Here is a 16,383-nt window from a genome sequence, read left to right as displayed (position 1 = left end):
TCAGGCCAAATCAGGTATTGACCCGGAAGATGCGCACAGCCCGCTGAAGCGTGTCGGCACGGCGCTCCAGGGTCTCGCTCGACACCGCCGAGGCACTGGCCAGCTCGGCATTGCGATGGGTCACGTCGTCGATCAGCTGCATGGCCTGGTCGATCTGCGTCACGCCGTGCAACTGCTCGCGCGCCGCCGTCTCAATGGACTGCAGCATGCCGCTGACACGCTGAACCGAACCCACCACGCCTTGGATGGTGCGGGCAGCCTCCTCGACCCGGAGCCCGCCGGTATCCACATCCGACACCGAGGCATCGATCAGACTGCGGATCTGGGTCGCTGCGTCGGTGCTGCGGCGAGCCAGCGCCCGCACCTCGGCCGCCACCACCGCAAAGCCCCGCCCCTGGTCACCGGCATGGGCCGCCTCGACCGCCGCATTGAGGGCCAGCAAATTGGTCTGAAAGGCCAATTGCTCCATCAACTCGATGATGTCGGTGATGCGCTTGGACGAGCCACGGATGCGTTCCATCGAACTCGACACCTCACCCGTCGCATGGCTGCCGGCATCGGCGTGCCGATGGGCATCGGCACTGAGCTGGGCCAGCTCGCTCACGGTGGAGGAGGTCTCGCTCAGCGAGGCGGTCATCTCGGTGACCGAGGCCACCGTTTCGGCCACGGCCTGGGCTTGCTGCTCGCTGCGGGCCGACAGATCCAGCGTGCCGTCGCGGATGGTGCGCGCCTCGGACACCATCTCGTCCACCTCGGCGCGCACATCGGTCACGATGGCGCGCATGTTCAGGTTCACCAGCCACAACTGGCGCTTGATCTGGCCAATCGGATTGGTCGGGTCGTAATCAAGCATGCCGTCCAGGTTGCAGGCCGCCAGATTGCCGGCCACATCCGCAGCCTCGGCCAGCGGCTTGGCCGTGCTGTGCAGGAACCAGGCCTGAAAGCCCCCCCAACCCAGTGCCGCGCCAAGGCCTTGCCAGAACAGCAGCGGCAACCCAAGGCCCGCGAGGCCATCGGCCACGGCCGAGCCACCCCACACAGCCAGGGCCAGGGCCGCTGCGGCAGCCAGGCCGGTGCGCTGCGACAGGGTCAGTCGGTAACGGCGCTTGGGCCAGTCGCGCCACCCCACGCCACGGATACCGCCGGCATGCAGGCGGAACGAGCGCCGCCCGCTGGCCTTTTCCTCGGCCATGGCCCGGTACAGTTGCTCGGCCTCGCGCACCTGTTCACGCGTGGGCTTGAGCCGCACCGACATGTAGCCGGCCGGCTTTCCGCCCTCCATCACCGGCGAGACATTGGCCTGCACCCAATAAAAATCACCGTTTTTGCAGCGGTTCTTGACGATGCCCGACCAGGGACGCCCCCGGCCGATCGTGGACCACATGTCGGCATACGCCTCGGGCGGCATGTCCGGGTGCCGCACTAGGTTGTGCGGCTGCCCCAGCAGCTCGTCGTAGGAAAAGCCGCTGATCTGCACAAAGGCCCGGTTGCAATGGGTGATGCGCCCCTGGGTATCCGTGGTGGACACCAGTACCGCGCCGTCAGACATGACGACTTCGTTTGGGGTGATCGGTAAGTTGATCTTCATGAAATAGTCGGAAGCCCGACGAACGAAACATGCTAGCGTCTGATTGGATCGTGAACCTCGCCCAAAAAGCTTGACAAAAGTCATGATCGCTTCATCAGATCTCACAAGTGATTCAGATTTATCATTTCAGGACACCCCCATGTTGACACTGCAGGACATCCAACAAGCCGCCGCCCGGGTGAGCCCCCACGTTCTGGACACCCCTTTCGTCGAGTCGCGCACGCTGTCACAACTGACCGGAGCCCAGATCTTCCTGAAGTTCGAGAACCTGCAGTTCACGGCCTCTTTCAAGGAGCGCGGCGCCTGCAACAAACTGGCCCAGCTCAGCGACGAGCAGCGCCAGCGGGGTGTGATCGCCATGAGCGCCGGCAACCACGCCCAGGGCGTGGCCTACCATGCGCAGCGCCTGGGGCTGCGCGCCGTGATCGTGATGCCGCGCTTCACCCCAGGGGTGAAGGTGGAACGCACACGGGGCTTCGGCGCCGAGGTGGTGCTGCACGGGGACACTCTGGACGAGGCCCGCCAGCATGCCCAGGCCCTGGCCGAGGCGCAGCAGCTCACTTTTGTGCATCCCTATGACGATGAAGCCATCATGGCCGGCCAGGGCACCGTGGCACTCGAAATGCTGCGCGTGGTGCCCGACCTGGACGCCCTGGTGATCGCCGTGGGCGGGGGTGGGCTGATGGCCGGCGTGGCCACGGTGGCGCGCGCGCTGCGCCCCCAGATCGAGCTGGTCGGGGTGCAGACCTCACGCTTTCCGGCCATGGTGAATGCCCTGCGCGGCACCCACCATCCGCAGGGCAGCAGCACGATTGCCGAGGGCATCGCCGTGGGCACCCCCGGCCTGCTCACCCGCGCCGTGCTGGCCGAGCGCATCGACGACCTGGTGCTGGTGGACGAGGGCGACATCGAGCAGGCGCTGGTCATGCTGCTGGAAATCGAGAAGACGCTGGTCGAAGGTGCCGGTGCCGCCAGCCTGGCGGCCATCCTGAAACAACCTGAACGCTACCGCGGCCGCAAGGTGGGCCTGGTGCTGTGCGGCGGCAACATCGACCCGCTGCTGCTGGCCGCCATCATTGAACGCGGACTGGTGCGCTCGGGTCGCCTGGCCCGCATCCGCGTGAGCGCGCGCGATGTGCCCGGCATGCTGGCACGCATCACGGCCATCGTGGCCGAATTGGGGGCCAACATCGAAGAGGTCCACCACCAGCGCGCCTTCACCAGCCTGGCGGCACAGAACGTCGAGATCGAACTGGTGGTGCAGACCCGCGGCCCGGACCACATCGATGCCCTGCTGGACCATTTGCACGACGCCGGACTGGAAGCCGTCCTGCAGGGTCATCACTGACAAGACGCCCCATCCCGGCCTGGGTAGAATGCAAGGCACAAACCCACCCACGAGGAGACACATGTCCAACCACCACGCCGCAGCCTCCACCGACGCGCCCCAGGATCCGGTCGAAGCGATTGTTCCCCTGATCCCCTTCGTGCTGCCCATTGTGGGCGGTCTGCTGATTTTCCTGCTGGCTTTCATTGCGGTGACCATGGCTTGAAGCCCCTCCCGCGCTGAATAAAAACCGCCCATCGAGGCGGTTTTTTGTGGCCTGAACCACCACCCGGCCTCAAAAAACCACACATAACCTCATGCAATTTTTGCATGAACTTTCAAAGTAACTGCGAGACTTTCCGCGGCTGGCTTCATAAAATCGTCATCCCAGCCGACCCGCGGTGCCCGGAAGTCCTGTCCGTTCACCCCGAGACCCGCCCGCCGACTGAGCAGTCAAGCCGTTTTCTCAAAAGGTTCCGTGGCGCCCAGGGGGTCCATCGGCAGATCAGGCTCCCGCGAATGCTCATCGCCCTACGCGGAAAGCCCATCAGGCCCATCGAGCTCTTTTGAAAAGACGACTTTTCAACTTAGGAGCCTCCGATGAACTCACCCGTGATGCAGGGCCTGACCCTCAACACCCCTTCGTACGTCAAAAACGCCAAGCTGATCGCCTGGGTGGCTGACATGGTGGCCCTGTGCAAGCCTGCCAGCGTGGTGTGGTGCGACGGAAGTGACGAAGAGTACCAACGCCTGTGCCAGCAACTGGTGGATGCCGGCACCTTCAAGAAGCTCAACGCCGCCAAGCGCCCCAACAGCTTCCTGGCCTGCTCCGATCCGAGCGACGTGGCCCGCGTGGAAGACCGCACGTTCATCTGCTCCGACAAGAAGGAAGACGCCGGCCCGACCAACAACTGGAAGGCCCCGGCCGAAATGCGCGCCCTGCTGCAGCCGCTGTTTGACGGGTGCATGGCTGGCCGCACCATGTATGTGGTGCCCTTCAGCATGGGCCCGCTGGGCTCCAACATCGCCCACATCGGTGTTGAACTGACCGACAGCGCCTACGTGGCCGTGAACCAGAAGCTGATGACCCGCATGGGCAAGGCCGTGTACGACGTGCTGGGTGTGGATGGCGAGTTCGTGCCCTGCCTGCACACCGTGGGCGCCCCCCTGGCCGCCGGCGAGACCGACAAGACCAGCTGGCCTTGCAACCCCACCGTCAAGTACATCGTCCACTACCCGGAAACCCGCGAAATCTGGTCCTACGGTTCGGGCTACGGCGGCAACGCGCTGCTGGGCAAGAAGTGCCTGGCCCTGCGCATCGCCTCCAACATGGGCCGCGAGCAAGGCTGGCTGGCCGAGCACATGCTGATCCTGGGCGTGACCAACCCGCAAGGCAAAAAGTACCACGTGGCAGCCGCTTTCCCCAGCGCCTGCGGCAAGACCAACTTCTCGATGCTGGTGCCCCCGGCAGCGTTCGTCGGCTGGAAAGTCACCACCATCGGTGACGACATCGCCTGGATCAAGCCGCAGGCCGATGGCTCGCTGCGCGCCATCAACCCCGAAGCCGGTTACTTCGGCGTGGCCCCCGGCACCAACACGCTGACCAACCCCAATTGCATGGCCAGCCTGGACAAGGACGTGATCTTCACCAACGTGGCCCTGACCGACGACGGCGATGTGTGGTGGGAAGGCATGGAAAAGGACAGCGGCAGCACCCCGGCCCACCTGATCGACTGGCAAGGCAAGGACTGGACGCCCGCCATCGCCAAGGAAACCGGCGCCAAGGCCGCTCACCCGAACGCCCGTTTCACTGTGGCTGCCACCAACAACCCGGCGCTGGACAGCGCCTGGGATGATCCGGCCGGCGTGACCATCGATGCCTTCATCTTTGGTGGCCGCCGCTCGACCACCGTGCCGCTGGTGACCGAAGCCCGCAACTGGACCGAGGGCGTGTACATGGCCTCGACCATGGGCTCGGAAACCACGGCTGCGGCCTTCGGCCAGCAAGGCGTGGTGCGCCGCGACCCCTTCGCCATGCTGCCCTTCTGCGGCTACAACATGAGCGACTACTTCCAGCACTGGCTCAACACCGGTGACAAGATCACCGCCGCCGGTGGCAAGCAACCCAAGATCTTCACCACCAACTGGTTCCGCAAGGGCGAAGACGGCAAATTCGTCTGGCCCGGCTATGGCGAGAACATGCGCGTGCTGAAGTGGATGATCGACCGCATCGAAGGCCAGGCCCAGGGCACCGACACCATGTTCGGCGTGGCCCCGACCTATGCTGAAATCAACTGGAACGGCCTGGACTTCTCCGAAGCCCAGTTCAACACCGTGACCAGCATCGACCGCGCCGCCTGGACTGACGAGCTCAAGCTGCACGCCACCCACTTCGAGCAGTTGGCCTACCACCTGCCCCAAGCCCTGGTGGACACCAAGGCCGAACTCGAAAAGCGCCTGGCCGCCTGATCTGGCCCACCGCGCACCGACCCTGAGTGGGTTGGACACCGCCGCCGCCCCGCCAGGGCCGGCGGCTTTTTTTTGTTCAGCCGGTGGGTCAGACAAGAAAAAAGCCGTGGCCCTTGCGGGACACGGCTTGAAGCCTGTTCTATCTCAGCGGTTCACCGGGCGCAGGCCCGGCCCAGCCTCAGAAGTAGCCGCGCACGTCGCGGGCTGCGTCACGGCTCATGGCACGGCTGATGTCGGCCATCACGCGAGCATCCGTCAGGGCCAGGCTCCACAGCTTGCGGTCTTCCGCAGCTTCGCGACGGGCACGACTCCACGAGGCCAGACCGGCGCGCAGACCCACCGAGGCGCGGCGGATCGGGGTGGCCAGCAAGGCCAGGGCGGCAAAAGCCACGGTCCACAGACCGATCCAGGCGGCCAGCAGGTGGCCGTCCGACCAAGTGTCGATCACCTGATTGGCAGCGACCACCAGAGCGGCCACCACGGCGGCCAGCAGCAGCGTCGCCGTGCCACGTGGGCCGTCGAACTGGCGCGATGCATCACGCAGGGTTTCGGCGGCCTTCTCGGCACGGGCCACACCGGCGTGGTGGAAAGAATGGGGGACGTGAACAAAGCTGGTCATGGTGTATTCCTTTCGCTGTCGGGACAGTTGCCCGAGTCATGGGCTCAATACTAGGGTTAACCCTAGACTTGTTCAAATTTATATTACTGATGATGATCATTCACACTGATGATGTTTCAAGGAAACCCCATGCACCAGGGCCGATTCAGAAACCTTGACCTCAATCTGCTGCGCGTCTTTGACGAGGTGATGGCCGAGCGCAGCCTGACCCGCGCCGCCCACAAGCTGGCCCTGACCCAGCCGGCCGTCAGCAACGCGCTGCGGCGCCTGCGGGACAGCCTGGGCGACGAACTGGTGCGGCGCCACGGGGCCGGTGTCGAGCCCACCCCGATGGCGCTGGCCTTGTGGCCCACCGTGCGCGAGGCGCTGCAGCGCCTGCAATCGGCCCTGGTGCCCGAAAACTTTGACCCGGCCGAGGCCAACACCACCTTTGTGCTGACCATGGCCGACGCCACGGCAGCCTCGCTGATCCCGGGCCTGGTGGACATCATCGAAGAAGAGGCGCCAGGGGTGTCGATCCGGGTCGTCCCCTTGTCCACCCGTGACCCGCGCCGGCTGCTGGACGAGGAGTCGGTGGACATGGCCATTGGCTACTTCCCGGCCGTGCTCGCCGACCTCACGGCGCGCAGCCAGGCGGGCGAAGCGGTGGCCTATGCCAACCAGCGCCTGTACGACGGCGAATACGTGTGCGTGATGCGGCGCGATCATCCCCTGGCCAGCGGCCCGCTCACCCTCAACCGCTACTGCGCCGCACGTCACCTGCTGGTCAGTTTTTCGGGTCGACCTTATGGCTTCATCGACGAAGCCCTCACCGCTGTGGGGCGCGAACGTCGCATCGTGCTCACGGTCAACCAGTTCTTCACGGCAGGGCGGGTGGTGGCCAACTCCAACTTGCTGACGGTGCTGCCGAGGCACTTCATCAACGTCACCGGCATTGCCGACCGCCTGGTCTGGCGCGAACTGCCCTTGAAAGTGCCCACGGTGCACGTGGATGCGCTATGGCACAAACGGCTGCACAACGGCCCCGGACACGACTGGCTGCGGCAAGCCATTGCGCGTGCGGCCCAGCGCAACCCCGGGGCCGCCTGAGGCACGGCACAGGCCCGCCGATGGGCAGGGTGAGGCATCGAACTTGCTTGGGGCTTGGCCAGGCCCTGACAGGAGACGCCATGACGGATACCCGCACCCAGCCCACCCCCCGCACGCACCAGTACGCGGTGACTCGCCGCCGCTTTGCCACCGCACTCGGGGCCAGCGCCTTGAGCCTGCCCGCCTGGGCCTCCTGGCCTGACAAGCCGATCCGCATCGTGGTGACGTTTCCGGCGGGCGGGGCCAGCGACATCGTGGCCCGTGTGGTGGCCGAGCAGTTGGCCCGCAAGCTGGGCCAGGCGGTGGTGGTGGACAACCGCCCAGGCGCTGGCGGCAGCGTGGGCGGGCAGGTGGTGCAACAGGCCGCCCCCGATGGCTACACGCTGATGCTGTCGAACTCGACCCCCATCTCGATCGGGCCTTTCGCCCTGGACAAGCAGCCCTATGACCCCGTGCAGGGCTTCACCCACATCGCCATGATCGGTACGGCACCGTGCGTGCTGATGGCCAACACGGCGGCCCCGATCCGCACCATCGCCGATCTGGAATCGGTGGCCCGCAAGAGCGGGCGACTGGATTTTGGCTCGGGTGGGCCGGCGTCGATCGGCCACATCTACGGCGAGTTGATGCGCAAGGCCATGGGCGTGAACCTGGTGCACGTGCCCTACCGCGGCGGGGCCCCCATGACCACCGACCTGATCTCGGGCGTGATCCCGATCGGCATCGACGTGCTGACCGCTTATGTGCCCTATTTCAAGAGTGGGCAACTGGTGCCCCTGGCGGTGACTTCAGCCAACCGCTCGCCCCTGGTCCCGGAAGTCCCCAGCGTGGTCGAGTTCGGCTATCGCAAGCTGGTGCTGGACAATTTCTTCGGCCTGAGCGGGCCGGCCAACCTGCCAGCCGAGGTGGTGACACGGCTCAACAGCGCATGCAACGAGGTGCTGATGCTGCCCGAGGTGAAACGCAAGATGCTGGAATTGGGCGTGACGGTAAACCCCGGGACACCCGCCACGTTTGCCGCCTACGTGAAAGACCAGGTCGGGGTACTGGCCCCGGTGGTGAAGGCCGCCGGTGCGCGCCTTTGAAGCCCGGAAAGAACGCCTGGGCGGCGTCGATCAGCGCAGCACGCGCAGGTAGGCGTGGGCGGCCTCGCGCAGTTCATGGGCCTGGCGCGGGTCGTGGCCGGCACGGGCGTCTGCGGATTCGAGCAGCGTGTTGGCAATGGCGGCACTGCCACGGTCGGCACGGCGGGCGGGCACCAGGGGATCCACCCGGGTGGCCAGGGTCAGGCTGCGGGCGATCAGGGCAAGAAACGGAGACATGAAAGAGGCGCCTTGTGAGCGCGTGATGAACAGGTCTCTAGAGTAAGGGTTAACCCGTATTTTTAACAGCCCCAGTCCATGCAGCTTTGGCATGAGGCCTGAGCGCACCCGGCATGGCTGCGCTGCCGCGACAATGCAGGCACCATGAAAGTACAGCTGTTGTCCGATCTGCACCTGGAAGTGCACCCCCAATTCACTCCCCTGCCCCATCCCGAGGCCGATGTGCTGGTGCTGGCGGGCGACATCGGCTCCTACCAGAGCGGCAGCCTGCTCAGCGACGACGACTTCGGTCTGGCACGGTTTGCGCCACGCAGCGCGGGCGGCCATTGGCCGGTGCCGGTGATCTTTGTGCCCGGCAACCACGAATACGACCAGCAGGACTTCGACCAGGCCCACGCCCGTCTGCGCGAATGCTGCGAGCGCCTGGGTCTGCACTGGCTGGAGCGCGAAAGCCTGGTGCTGCAAGGCGTGCGTTTTGTTGGCACCACCTTGTGGAGCGACTTTGACGCGCTGGCGATTCAGGCACAGGCCCCCACGACCCGGGCGCTGCAGATGCGCGACAAGGCGTTCCGGGCAGCCAATTTCTACCTGCGCAAGACCGGCGGCACCCGCTTGGGGGCCCCCTGGCTGGCTGAAGGCGTGCGCGAACAGGCTCTGCTTTGCCAGCAGTGGCTGCGCGACGCCCTGCACACCCCGCATGAGGGCCCCACGGTGGTGGTCACCCATTTCGCCCCCAGTCTGTTGAGCGCCGATCCGCGCTATGGGCTCACCCCAGGCACGGCGGGCTTCTGCAACGCGCTGGACGAGCTGCTGCCGCACGCCAACCTGTGGTTGCACGGTCACCTGCATGCCCCCAGCGACTATGTCAGCCAGGGTTGCCGGGTGGTGGCCAACCCGCTGGGCTATGCTCGCAAGAACGAGCAACTCCACTTTCAGCATCAGCATTGTGTGGAAGTACCGCGGCCGGCACATTCACGGCCGGCTTGATGTCGATCAATTTCAGGCCATCGCCGGGCGCTATGCTGGAACCATCAACAAGGAGCACATTGCATGAAGATTCTTCTCGCCGTTGACGGCAGCGCCTATACCAAGAAGATGCTGGCCTACCTGAGCACCCATGAGGCCTTGATCTCGGGTTCGGTGGAATACACCGCCCTGACCGTGCAAGCGGCCCTGCCGCCGCGCGCTCGCGCCGCGCTGGGCAAGCCGATTGTCGACGAGTACTACGCCGATGAAGCGGCCAAGGTGCTGAACCCGGTGAGCAAGTTTCTGGGTCGCCACGGGATCGTGCCTCAGCAGATCAGCAAGGTGGGCGTGGCCGGCGAGGTGATTGCCAAGGTGGCCGAAACGGGCAAGTTCGATCTGGTGGTGATGGGCTCACATGGTCACAGTTCGCTGGGCAACCTGGTGATGGGCTCGGTCTCGACCCAGGTGCTGGCGCACTGCAAGGTGCCGGTGCTGCTGGTGCGTTGATGCAGTTTGTGGCGGGCCAATGCAGGCCTGCCACCTTGACGCGGAGGTGGCCCGAGCCTCACGCCGTGCGGATCTCGGGTGGCGTGGCCAGCCCTTCGAAACAGGTGCGCAACACCAGATCGACGATCTGGGCATTGCTGTACTGCGAACCCTGGCGCAAGAAGCTGACCACCGGGTCGCAGGCGCGGGCGTACAGGGTGTAAAGCACCACCAGGGGCGGCAAGGTGGGGTTGATCAGGCTCTGGGCCTGGGCTTCGGTGATCCAGGCACCCAGCTGGTCGCTGAGGGTGATCAGCCCGTTCATGTATTCAGCATTGCCCATCAAGACCTGACGCAACGTGGAGTTGCGGCTGGGCAGCGAGGGCATTTCATCGGCCAGTTGCAAGGACATGGCCCAACCCACCACCGACTTGAGCTTGTCGACCGGGGAAATCTCCGGCGGCACGATCTGCAAAAAATCCTGCGCCCGCTTGATCACATGCACCATGGCGGCAGCCGCCAGTTGCTCTTTGCCAGGAAAATGCTTGTACAGGCTGGCCTTGGCAATGCCCACCGCGGCGGCGACTTCGTCGACCGTCATGGCGTCATAACCCTTTTCGCCCAACAGGCGAATGACGGTCTGCACAATGGCCTCTTCGCGCACCTGGTGCATCTGGGCTTTGAAGGAAACGCGGGCGGGGGTGGTGGTGTTCACGGTTCGATTTTAAACAAAGCCGGCTGAATCACGACTGGACGGCCTAAAAAGCCTGTGTCGACGGCAGGTACAAACAGGGTCGCACGCCTCAACGAGCGGCCACCCAACTCACACCAAGGCCTGTGCAGCGGCCGAGGTGAGGGCCGAGCTGAGCGTGTCCAGCACCTCGGATTCGAGGTTCCAGCAATGCCAGTACAGCTGGATGCTCAGGCTGTGCGCCGGCACCAGATTGACCAGCCGCCCCTGCGCCAGGGGCTCACGCGCCAGCAACTCGGGCACCACGCTGGCCCCCCAGCCCGCCAGCACGGCCCGCAACTGGCCCTCAGAGCTGGGCACGAAGAGTTGGCTCAAGGTGACGCGCTTGAGCCCGAAACACTGGCTGACGAACTCGGTCTGCATGTCGTCCTTGCGGTTGAAGGCCACAAAGGGAATGTCCCGGAAATTGTGCGGCGACAAGCCCCCGGGCAGCCGCTGTTGCGCCAGTTCGGGCGCCGCCACGGCCACATAGCGCATGGCGCCAAGGGGCACCACCTTGCAACCGCGCAAGGCCTGCTTGAGGGTGGTGACACAGCCCAGCACCTGGCCCGAACGCAGCCACTCATCGGTGAAATCCTGGTCGTCGGTGATGATTTCAAGCGGCAGGCCTTGGCACACCAGGCCATCGAGTGCCGGCAAAGCCCAGCTGGCGATGCTGTCGGCATTGATGGCGATCGAAATGCGTTCGTCTTCCCGGGCGCGCTTGCTGCCGCCCGGGGTCAGCTCGCGCAGGTCGCGGTCCAGGTCGACGCGCAGCAGGCGCATCTGCTTGGTGTGCTTGAGCAGCAGTTGCCCGGCGGGCGTGGCCTTGAGCGGACGGCTGCGCACGATCAGCACCGTGCCAGCCTGGGCTTCCAGGGCGCGCAGGCGCTGCGATACCGCCGATTGGGTGATGCTCAGGCGCTGGGCGGCGCGCTCGAAACCGCCCTCTTCGACGATGGCCGCCAGGCATTCAAGGGCGTGGGGATCAAAGGTGTTCATGGGTCCGGGGCAAGGTGATGTCAGGGCAGGACTGAATATTAGCAAGACTGATGAAACTGCCAAGAGTTTAATTTTGCTTTTCAAGCAGCTACCGCCTGTCGCACACTGCAACGCATGAAAATCATCGTCCTCGGCGCCGGCATCATCGGCATCAGCACCGCCTGGCATTTGCGAGAGCGGGGTCACGAAGTCACGGTCATCGAGCGCCAGCCGGCGGCGTCGCTGGAGACCACATTCGCCAACGCGGGCCAGATCTCGGTCAGCTACTGCGAGCCCTGGGCCAACGCCGAGGCACCGCTGAAGGTGCTGAAGTGGATGACCAAGCCCGATGCACCGCTGCTGTTCCGCCCGCAGTGGCCGGTGGGCGAAGGCCTGCAACAGTGGCTGTGGGGTCTGCGCTTCCTGGGCCAGTGCAACGACGCCGCCTTCGAGCGCAACGTCAGCCAGTTGGTGGCCCTGGGTGCCTACAGCCACGCCGCGCTGAAGGACATCGTGAACGCCACCGGCATCGAATACCACCGGCTGGAGCGCGGCATCGCGCATTACTACACCGACACAGCCTCGTTCGACACCGCTGGGGCGGCCGCCGAACTGATGCGCCGCCATGGCGTGTCGCGCCGTGTGGTCAGCCGCGACGAACTGCTCAAGATCGAGCCCGCCTTCAAGCCCTTTGCCCACCGCATCGTGGGCGGCACCTTCACCGACACCGACGAGAGCGGGGACGCGCGCCTGTTCACCCAGGGCCTGGCCCGCCTGTGCGAACAGCGTGGCGTGGAATTCATGTACGGCCACGCCGTGCAACAACTGGACGTGGCGAACAACCGGGCCCGCGCCGTGCGCGTGACCCCTGTGGACGAACAGGCTCGTGCCAGTGGCCCGGCCCGCGAGCTGAAGGCCGACGCCATCGTGGTGGCGACCGGCTCGTACACGGCACCGATGCTGCGCCAGGTCGGCGTACGCCTGCCCATCTACCCGGGCAAGGGCTACAGCGCCACCTTCAAGATCCTCAAGCCCGAGGCAGCCCCTTGGGTCTCGGCCATCGATGACGAACTCAAGGTGGCCATGAGCCGCCTGGGCGACGAACTGCGCGTGGCCGGCACCATTGAGGTGGGCGGCTACGACCTGGACTTGAACGGTCCGATCGCCCGCGCCCGCTGCGAGATGTTGGCGCGCCGCATCGAAATGGTGATGCCCGGCGTGTGCGACACCCGCCTGGAGCACGAAGGCGGTCAGCCCAATTTCTGGTGCGGCCTGCGCCCCGCCACGCCGACCAACATCCCCTTCATTGGCCAGACCCGGATCCCGGGCCTGTGGGTGAATGCCGGCCACGGCACCCTGGGCTGGACCCATGGCGCCGGCTCGGGCAAGGCCCTGGCCGAGCTGATCAACGGCGAGGTGCCCCGCATTGCCGACCGCTTCGGCTTTCTGGGTTCGGCCACGCCGCGTGCACCCAAGCCCGCCCTGGCCTGAGCTAGGCGCAGGCCACAGGGATCAGGCATGGGCCCGGTGACGCTCTATCATCCGGGCCCATGAGCACCTCGCAACGCCACACCCTGTTCCTCACCACCTCCAGCCGCGAGCCCGGCCACCCGGGCAACAGCGAATGGCTGGCCCGGCAGGCCGCCGCCGCCCTGCCGCCCGACACCGCCCAGACTTGGCTGTCCCTGGCTCACCTGGATCTGCCCCCATTTGTGGACCTGCGCCACACCGTGGGTCAGTACCCGGCCCCTGTCGGGGACCTGAAAACCCTGTTGGACGCCACGCTGGCCGCCACCGACATCGTGTTTGTCAGCCCGGTGTACTGGTTCAGCATTCCGGCCCCGCTGAAAACCTACCTGGACCATTGGAGCGGCTGGCTGCGCGTGCCGGGCCTGGGCTTCAAGGAGCAGATGGCGGGCAAAACCCTGCGCGTGATCAGCACCAGCGGCGACCGGGCCAAGGCCCAGCCCATGTTCGACTCGCTGCGCCTGTGCGCGCAGTTCCTGGCCATGAACTGGGGCGGCGAACTGTGGGGCAAAGGGGGCGCACCGGGCGCTGTGCAGGCCGATACAGCCGCCGTGGCCCAGGCGGCCACCTTTCTCCTCTGAGGCGGGCCTCAGGCGCGGGCAGGCGCCAACACCAGCCGCCCCAGCCACTCGTGCAGGGCGATCTGGCTGGCCAGCAAGGCCTCGGCGCTGGGCAAATACCATTTCCAAGCGCTGCCAGGCCGGGTGCGAAAGCCGGTGGGCGCCGGCAGCACGGTGAAGCCCTGCGCCTCGAACAAGGCCACGGCGCGCGACAGATGCCAGGCCTGGCTGACCAAGGCCACGCGCTGCACCCCGGCGGCACGCAGCAAGGGGGCGGACAGGGCGGCGTTGCCCGCCGTGTCCAGCGAGGCTGATTCAACCCAACGCACCGGCACCCCAAACTGCTGCGCCAGCACCTGCTGCATCACCTCTCCTTCGGGCCGCCCCCCTTCAGGCGCGCCCCCCGTCACCAGAATGGGCAATTGGCTTCGCCGCTGCAAGGCGGCGGCGTACTGAAGGCGCTGCAAGGTAGGGCGGGCCACGCTGTCCTCGCCACCGTATTCCGGCGCCTGAGGGTAGATGCCGCCGCCCAGAACCACAATGGCCTGGGCCTGCTTCAGCGCCTGCGCCGACAGGGGTGGGTGGCTTTCAAGACTGCCCACCAAGGCATCGGCCACCGGCGGCCACGACAGGGCACTGAGGACCAGCAGAGCCAGTCCGGTGACCCAGCGCCCCAGGCGCGGCCGGCGCCGCCCCAAGACCAGGCCCAGTGCGGCCAACAACACCAGGCAGATGGGCGGCATCAGCAGGGCCGTCAGGCCTTTCTTGAGGAACAGAAACAACAAAGAGTCCACGATCAGGGCGACAGCTAAAAAGGGTATTGTTCCGGGTTTTCATGCGGGCTCGCTGCAGCCCAGGATCCATGCTTGCTTCACCGACGTTCTCCAGCCCTGAAGCCTTCGCCTTGTGGCTGGCCCCTCACCTGCTCACGCTGTGGGCCTTGCTGCTGCTGACCTTGAGCGCTGCCGTGTGCCTGCGGATGCACTCGCTGACCCAGGCGGCCACCCCGGCCACCCCGGCCCATGCGCGCCCGTCGCCTTGGCGGCGCCTGATCTGGGCGCTGCCCGCCCTGGTGGTCTTCGCCGGCTTGGCCAGCCAGATCGGCCCGGGTCAGCCCCTGACCCGCTTTGACAGTGCGCTGGCCCAGGCCCTGGGTCAGCAGATGGACCGGTTCACCTTGCAGGCCTTTGCCCTGCCCACCTGGCTGGGCAACCCGGCACCCGTGACCGTGCTGACGATCGCGGTGACGTTGTTCCTGTGGCGGCGGCGCGAGCGGCTTCAGGCCGGCATCTGGCTGCTGGGGGTGCTGGGCAACACCTTGCTGAACTGGAGCCTTAAGCAGGGCTTTGCCAGGGTTCGCCCACCCCATCTGCACAGCGTCGTGGTGGAGACCGGGTACAGCTTTCCCAGCGGCCATGCCTCCGGCGTGCTCGTCACCTACGGCCTGCTGGCCTGGCTGCTGCTGCAGCACAGCCCCAGGCGCTGGCACCTGCCCGTTCTGTTGGGCTGTGGGGCGCTGGTGCTGACCGCGCCGGTCAGCCGCGTGCTGTTGCAAGTGCATTACGCCAGCGATGTGATGGCCGGGCTGGCCAGTGGTTCTGTGGGGCTGTTGCTGTGCCTGAGCCTGGCGGACTGGCTGCGCCGACGACAGTCCCTGGACCGCTGAGGCCACGGCTCAAGGAGCGCGCAAGGGCTGCGCCGCGCTGGCCGTCCTGGCCGGCAGGTGTTCGCCCATCCAGCGTTGCAGGTCCAGCCACATCTGGCGGGTTTCGGCCTGCAAGGGGGCCCGTTGCGCATTGGGCAACTCGATGGTGACCACCGGCACCCCCTTGTGCATGCCGCCGTAATAGCCCAGCGAGCCCGGGAACACGCCCACCGGGTCGAGCATCAGGCGGCCCAGTCGGCGTGGCGGATCGGTGGGGCCATCAAAGTCGAGCACGCCGTAAGGCGCGTGGATGCTGACGATCAGATCGGGCGTGAAGGCGCTCATCTGCTCGTGCACGAAACGGCTCTCCGGTTCGGACAGCGGCTTGTTGCCGGGCCAGCGGCGTGGGTCTTTGCGGGTGCGCTGGGCCCAATAGCGGGGAGCCTCCTGCGCCCAGCCGGGGGTCGGAAAGTTGCGGTTCAGGTCGACGCCATGGGCGTTGACACGCCGGGCCGGTTGCACCATCACCCCATCGGGGTTGAGCATGGGCACAAAGCGCCATAGGGCTTCAGCCCCGTTGTCCTGGGCCAGGCCCATCCACTGCAGGGCCACCGTGCTGGCAGTAAGCTCGTCGCCGTGGATGGCCCCGAGCACCAGCACCTTGACGCGCGAGTTGTGCGCCCCGACGTCGCCCATCCACAGCTCACGCCCCTGCACCGAACGGGTGCCCGAAGGCTGCAGCTTGAGCGCCGAACACTGGGCCGCCGTGAGCCCGGGCAGACGGGGCACCCATTGCTTGCAGGGCTCGACCAGGTTGGCAGCCGGCGCGGCCTTGCCCGCTGGGGCATGGGGGGGCTGAGGCTTGGCATGGGCCGAAACATGCCCCCCCGCCTGAGGTGCCGCCAGAGCCTGCGTGAGCAGGCCGGGCCAGGCCCCCATCAGCAAGCTGGCCCCCAACAGCCCCCGGCACAGCCGCGCCACAGCCGCCTGGCCAGCCCGAGGACGAACACGGCGCCCCCCCGGCCCTGCGGCACCTGCGCCTGGCAACTCGCGCTCACTCACCTCGAACATCCG

The 16,383-nt window shown here is 66.3% G+C and carries 17 protein-coding genes; 10 read left to right on the top strand and 7 right to left on the bottom strand.

Annotated features, from left to right (window positions below; genetic code table 11):
- Nucleotides 1-10: 10 nt before the first annotated feature.
- The gene (locus tag AC3WUT_RS23740) at nt 11-1,588 is read right to left on the bottom strand and encodes a methyl-accepting chemotaxis protein (protein WP_492349540.1); all 1,578 of its coding nucleotides are present in this window, start codon (nt 1,586-1,588) and stop codon (nt 11-13) included.
- Between the two features lie 139 nt (nt 1,589-1,727).
- Between AC3WUT_RS23740 and AC3WUT_RS23735 the strand changes: the two genes are divergently transcribed.
- The 3 genes from AC3WUT_RS23735 (at nt 1,728) to AC3WUT_RS23725 (ending at nt 5,384) form a co-directional block, all read left to right on the top strand.
- Nucleotides 1,728-2,936, top strand: a complete 1,209-nt coding sequence (locus tag AC3WUT_RS23735) for a threonine ammonia-lyase (protein WP_492349539.1) — start codon at nt 1,728-1,730, stop codon at nt 2,934-2,936.
- Between the two features lie 61 nt (nt 2,937-2,997).
- Nucleotides 2,998-3,141, top strand: a complete 144-nt coding sequence (locus tag AC3WUT_RS23730) for a hypothetical protein (RefSeq protein ID WP_492349538.1) — start codon at nt 2,998-3,000, stop codon at nt 3,139-3,141.
- Between the two features lie 374 nt (nt 3,142-3,515).
- On the top strand, nt 3,516-5,384 hold the full coding sequence (locus AC3WUT_RS23725) for a phosphoenolpyruvate carboxykinase (GTP) (RefSeq protein ID WP_492349537.1): 1,869 nt from the start codon (nt 3,516-3,518) through the stop codon (nt 5,382-5,384).
- Between the two features lie 178 nt (nt 5,385-5,562).
- On the opposite strand, the gene AC3WUT_RS23720 is transcribed toward AC3WUT_RS23725, so the two are convergent.
- Complete coding sequence (locus tag AC3WUT_RS23720; protein ID WP_492349536.1) at nt 5,563-6,003, bottom strand: hypothetical protein; 441 nt, start codon at nt 6,001-6,003, stop codon at nt 5,563-5,565.
- A gap of 129 nt (nt 6,004-6,132) precedes the next feature.
- Between AC3WUT_RS23720 and AC3WUT_RS23715 the strand changes: the two genes are divergently transcribed.
- A complete protein-coding gene (locus tag AC3WUT_RS23715; RefSeq protein ID WP_492349535.1) occupies nt 6,133-7,092 on the top strand; it encodes a LysR family transcriptional regulator in 960 nt (319 codons plus the stop codon).
- Nucleotides 7,093-7,172: 80 nt separating this feature from the next.
- Nucleotides 7,173-8,177: a Bug family tripartite tricarboxylate transporter substrate binding protein gene (locus tag AC3WUT_RS23710; protein WP_492349534.1), complete on the top strand. Its 1,005-nt coding sequence runs from the start codon at nt 7,173-7,175 to the stop codon at nt 8,175-8,177.
- Nucleotides 8,178-8,207: 30 nt separating this feature from the next.
- Here the strand turns inward: AC3WUT_RS23710 and AC3WUT_RS23705 are convergent, their stop codons facing one another.
- Nucleotides 8,208-8,414, bottom strand: a complete 207-nt coding sequence (locus tag AC3WUT_RS23705; RefSeq protein WP_492349533.1) for a hypothetical protein — start codon at nt 8,412-8,414, stop codon at nt 8,208-8,210.
- A gap of 144 nt (nt 8,415-8,558) precedes the next feature.
- Here AC3WUT_RS23705 and AC3WUT_RS23700 point away from each other — a divergent pair, with 144 nt between their 5' ends.
- Nucleotides 8,559-9,401, top strand: a complete 843-nt coding sequence (locus AC3WUT_RS23700; RefSeq protein ID WP_492349532.1) for a metallophosphoesterase — start codon at nt 8,559-8,561, stop codon at nt 9,399-9,401.
- A 63-nt stretch (nt 9,402-9,464) separates the two neighbouring features.
- Nucleotides 9,465-9,887 carry a universal stress protein gene (locus AC3WUT_RS23695; RefSeq protein WP_492349531.1) on the top strand — a complete coding sequence of 141 codons (423 nt, stop codon included), beginning with the start codon at nt 9,465-9,467 and terminating at the stop codon, nt 9,885-9,887.
- 58 nt (nt 9,888-9,945) lie between these two features.
- On the opposite strand, the gene AC3WUT_RS23690 is transcribed toward AC3WUT_RS23695, so the two are convergent.
- Nucleotides 9,946-10,581: a TetR/AcrR family transcriptional regulator gene (locus AC3WUT_RS23690; RefSeq protein ID WP_027474933.1), complete on the bottom strand. Its 636-nt coding sequence runs from the start codon at nt 10,579-10,581 to the stop codon at nt 9,946-9,948.
- A gap of 108 nt (nt 10,582-10,689) precedes the next feature.
- A complete protein-coding gene (locus AC3WUT_RS23685) occupies nt 10,690-11,598 on the bottom strand; it encodes a LysR family transcriptional regulator ArgP (protein ID WP_492349530.1) in 909 nt (302 codons plus the stop codon).
- A gap of 114 nt (nt 11,599-11,712) precedes the next feature.
- Here AC3WUT_RS23685 and AC3WUT_RS23680 point away from each other — a divergent pair, with 114 nt between their 5' ends.
- Entirely contained in the window at nt 11,713-13,068 is a 1,356-nt protein-coding gene (locus AC3WUT_RS23680; protein ID WP_492349529.1) for a D-amino acid dehydrogenase, read from the top strand.
- A gap of 59 nt (nt 13,069-13,127) precedes the next feature.
- Nucleotides 13,128-13,685, top strand: a complete 558-nt coding sequence (locus tag AC3WUT_RS23675) for a flavodoxin family protein (protein WP_492349528.1) — start codon at nt 13,128-13,130, stop codon at nt 13,683-13,685.
- A gap of 8 nt (nt 13,686-13,693) precedes the next feature.
- Here the strand turns inward: AC3WUT_RS23675 and AC3WUT_RS23670 are convergent, their stop codons facing one another.
- Nucleotides 13,694-14,458 carry a YdcF family protein gene (locus tag AC3WUT_RS23670; protein WP_492349527.1) on the bottom strand — a complete coding sequence of 255 codons (765 nt, stop codon included), beginning with the start codon at nt 14,456-14,458 and terminating at the stop codon, nt 13,694-13,696.
- Between the two features lie 68 nt (nt 14,459-14,526).
- On the opposite strand from AC3WUT_RS23670, the gene AC3WUT_RS23665 reads away from it, so the two are divergent.
- Nucleotides 14,527-15,330: a phosphatase PAP2 family protein gene (locus AC3WUT_RS23665; protein ID WP_492349526.1), complete on the top strand. Its 804-nt coding sequence runs from the start codon at nt 14,527-14,529 to the stop codon at nt 15,328-15,330.
- Between the two features lie 9 nt (nt 15,331-15,339).
- Here AC3WUT_RS23665 and AC3WUT_RS23660 read toward each other — a convergent pair whose 3' ends face one another.
- The gene (locus tag AC3WUT_RS23660) at nt 15,340-16,380 is read right to left on the bottom strand and encodes a M14 family zinc carboxypeptidase (protein WP_492349525.1); all 1,041 of its coding nucleotides are present in this window, start codon (nt 16,378-16,380) and stop codon (nt 15,340-15,342) included.
- Nucleotides 16,381-16,383 lie beyond the last annotated feature (3 nt).

The sequence above is a fragment of the Curvibacter sp. EU05-FHT14A10 genome (genome assembly GCF_058791075.1).
Note: the sequence above shows the minus strand (reverse complement) of the source record. Positions and strands in the feature narration are given on the sequence as shown.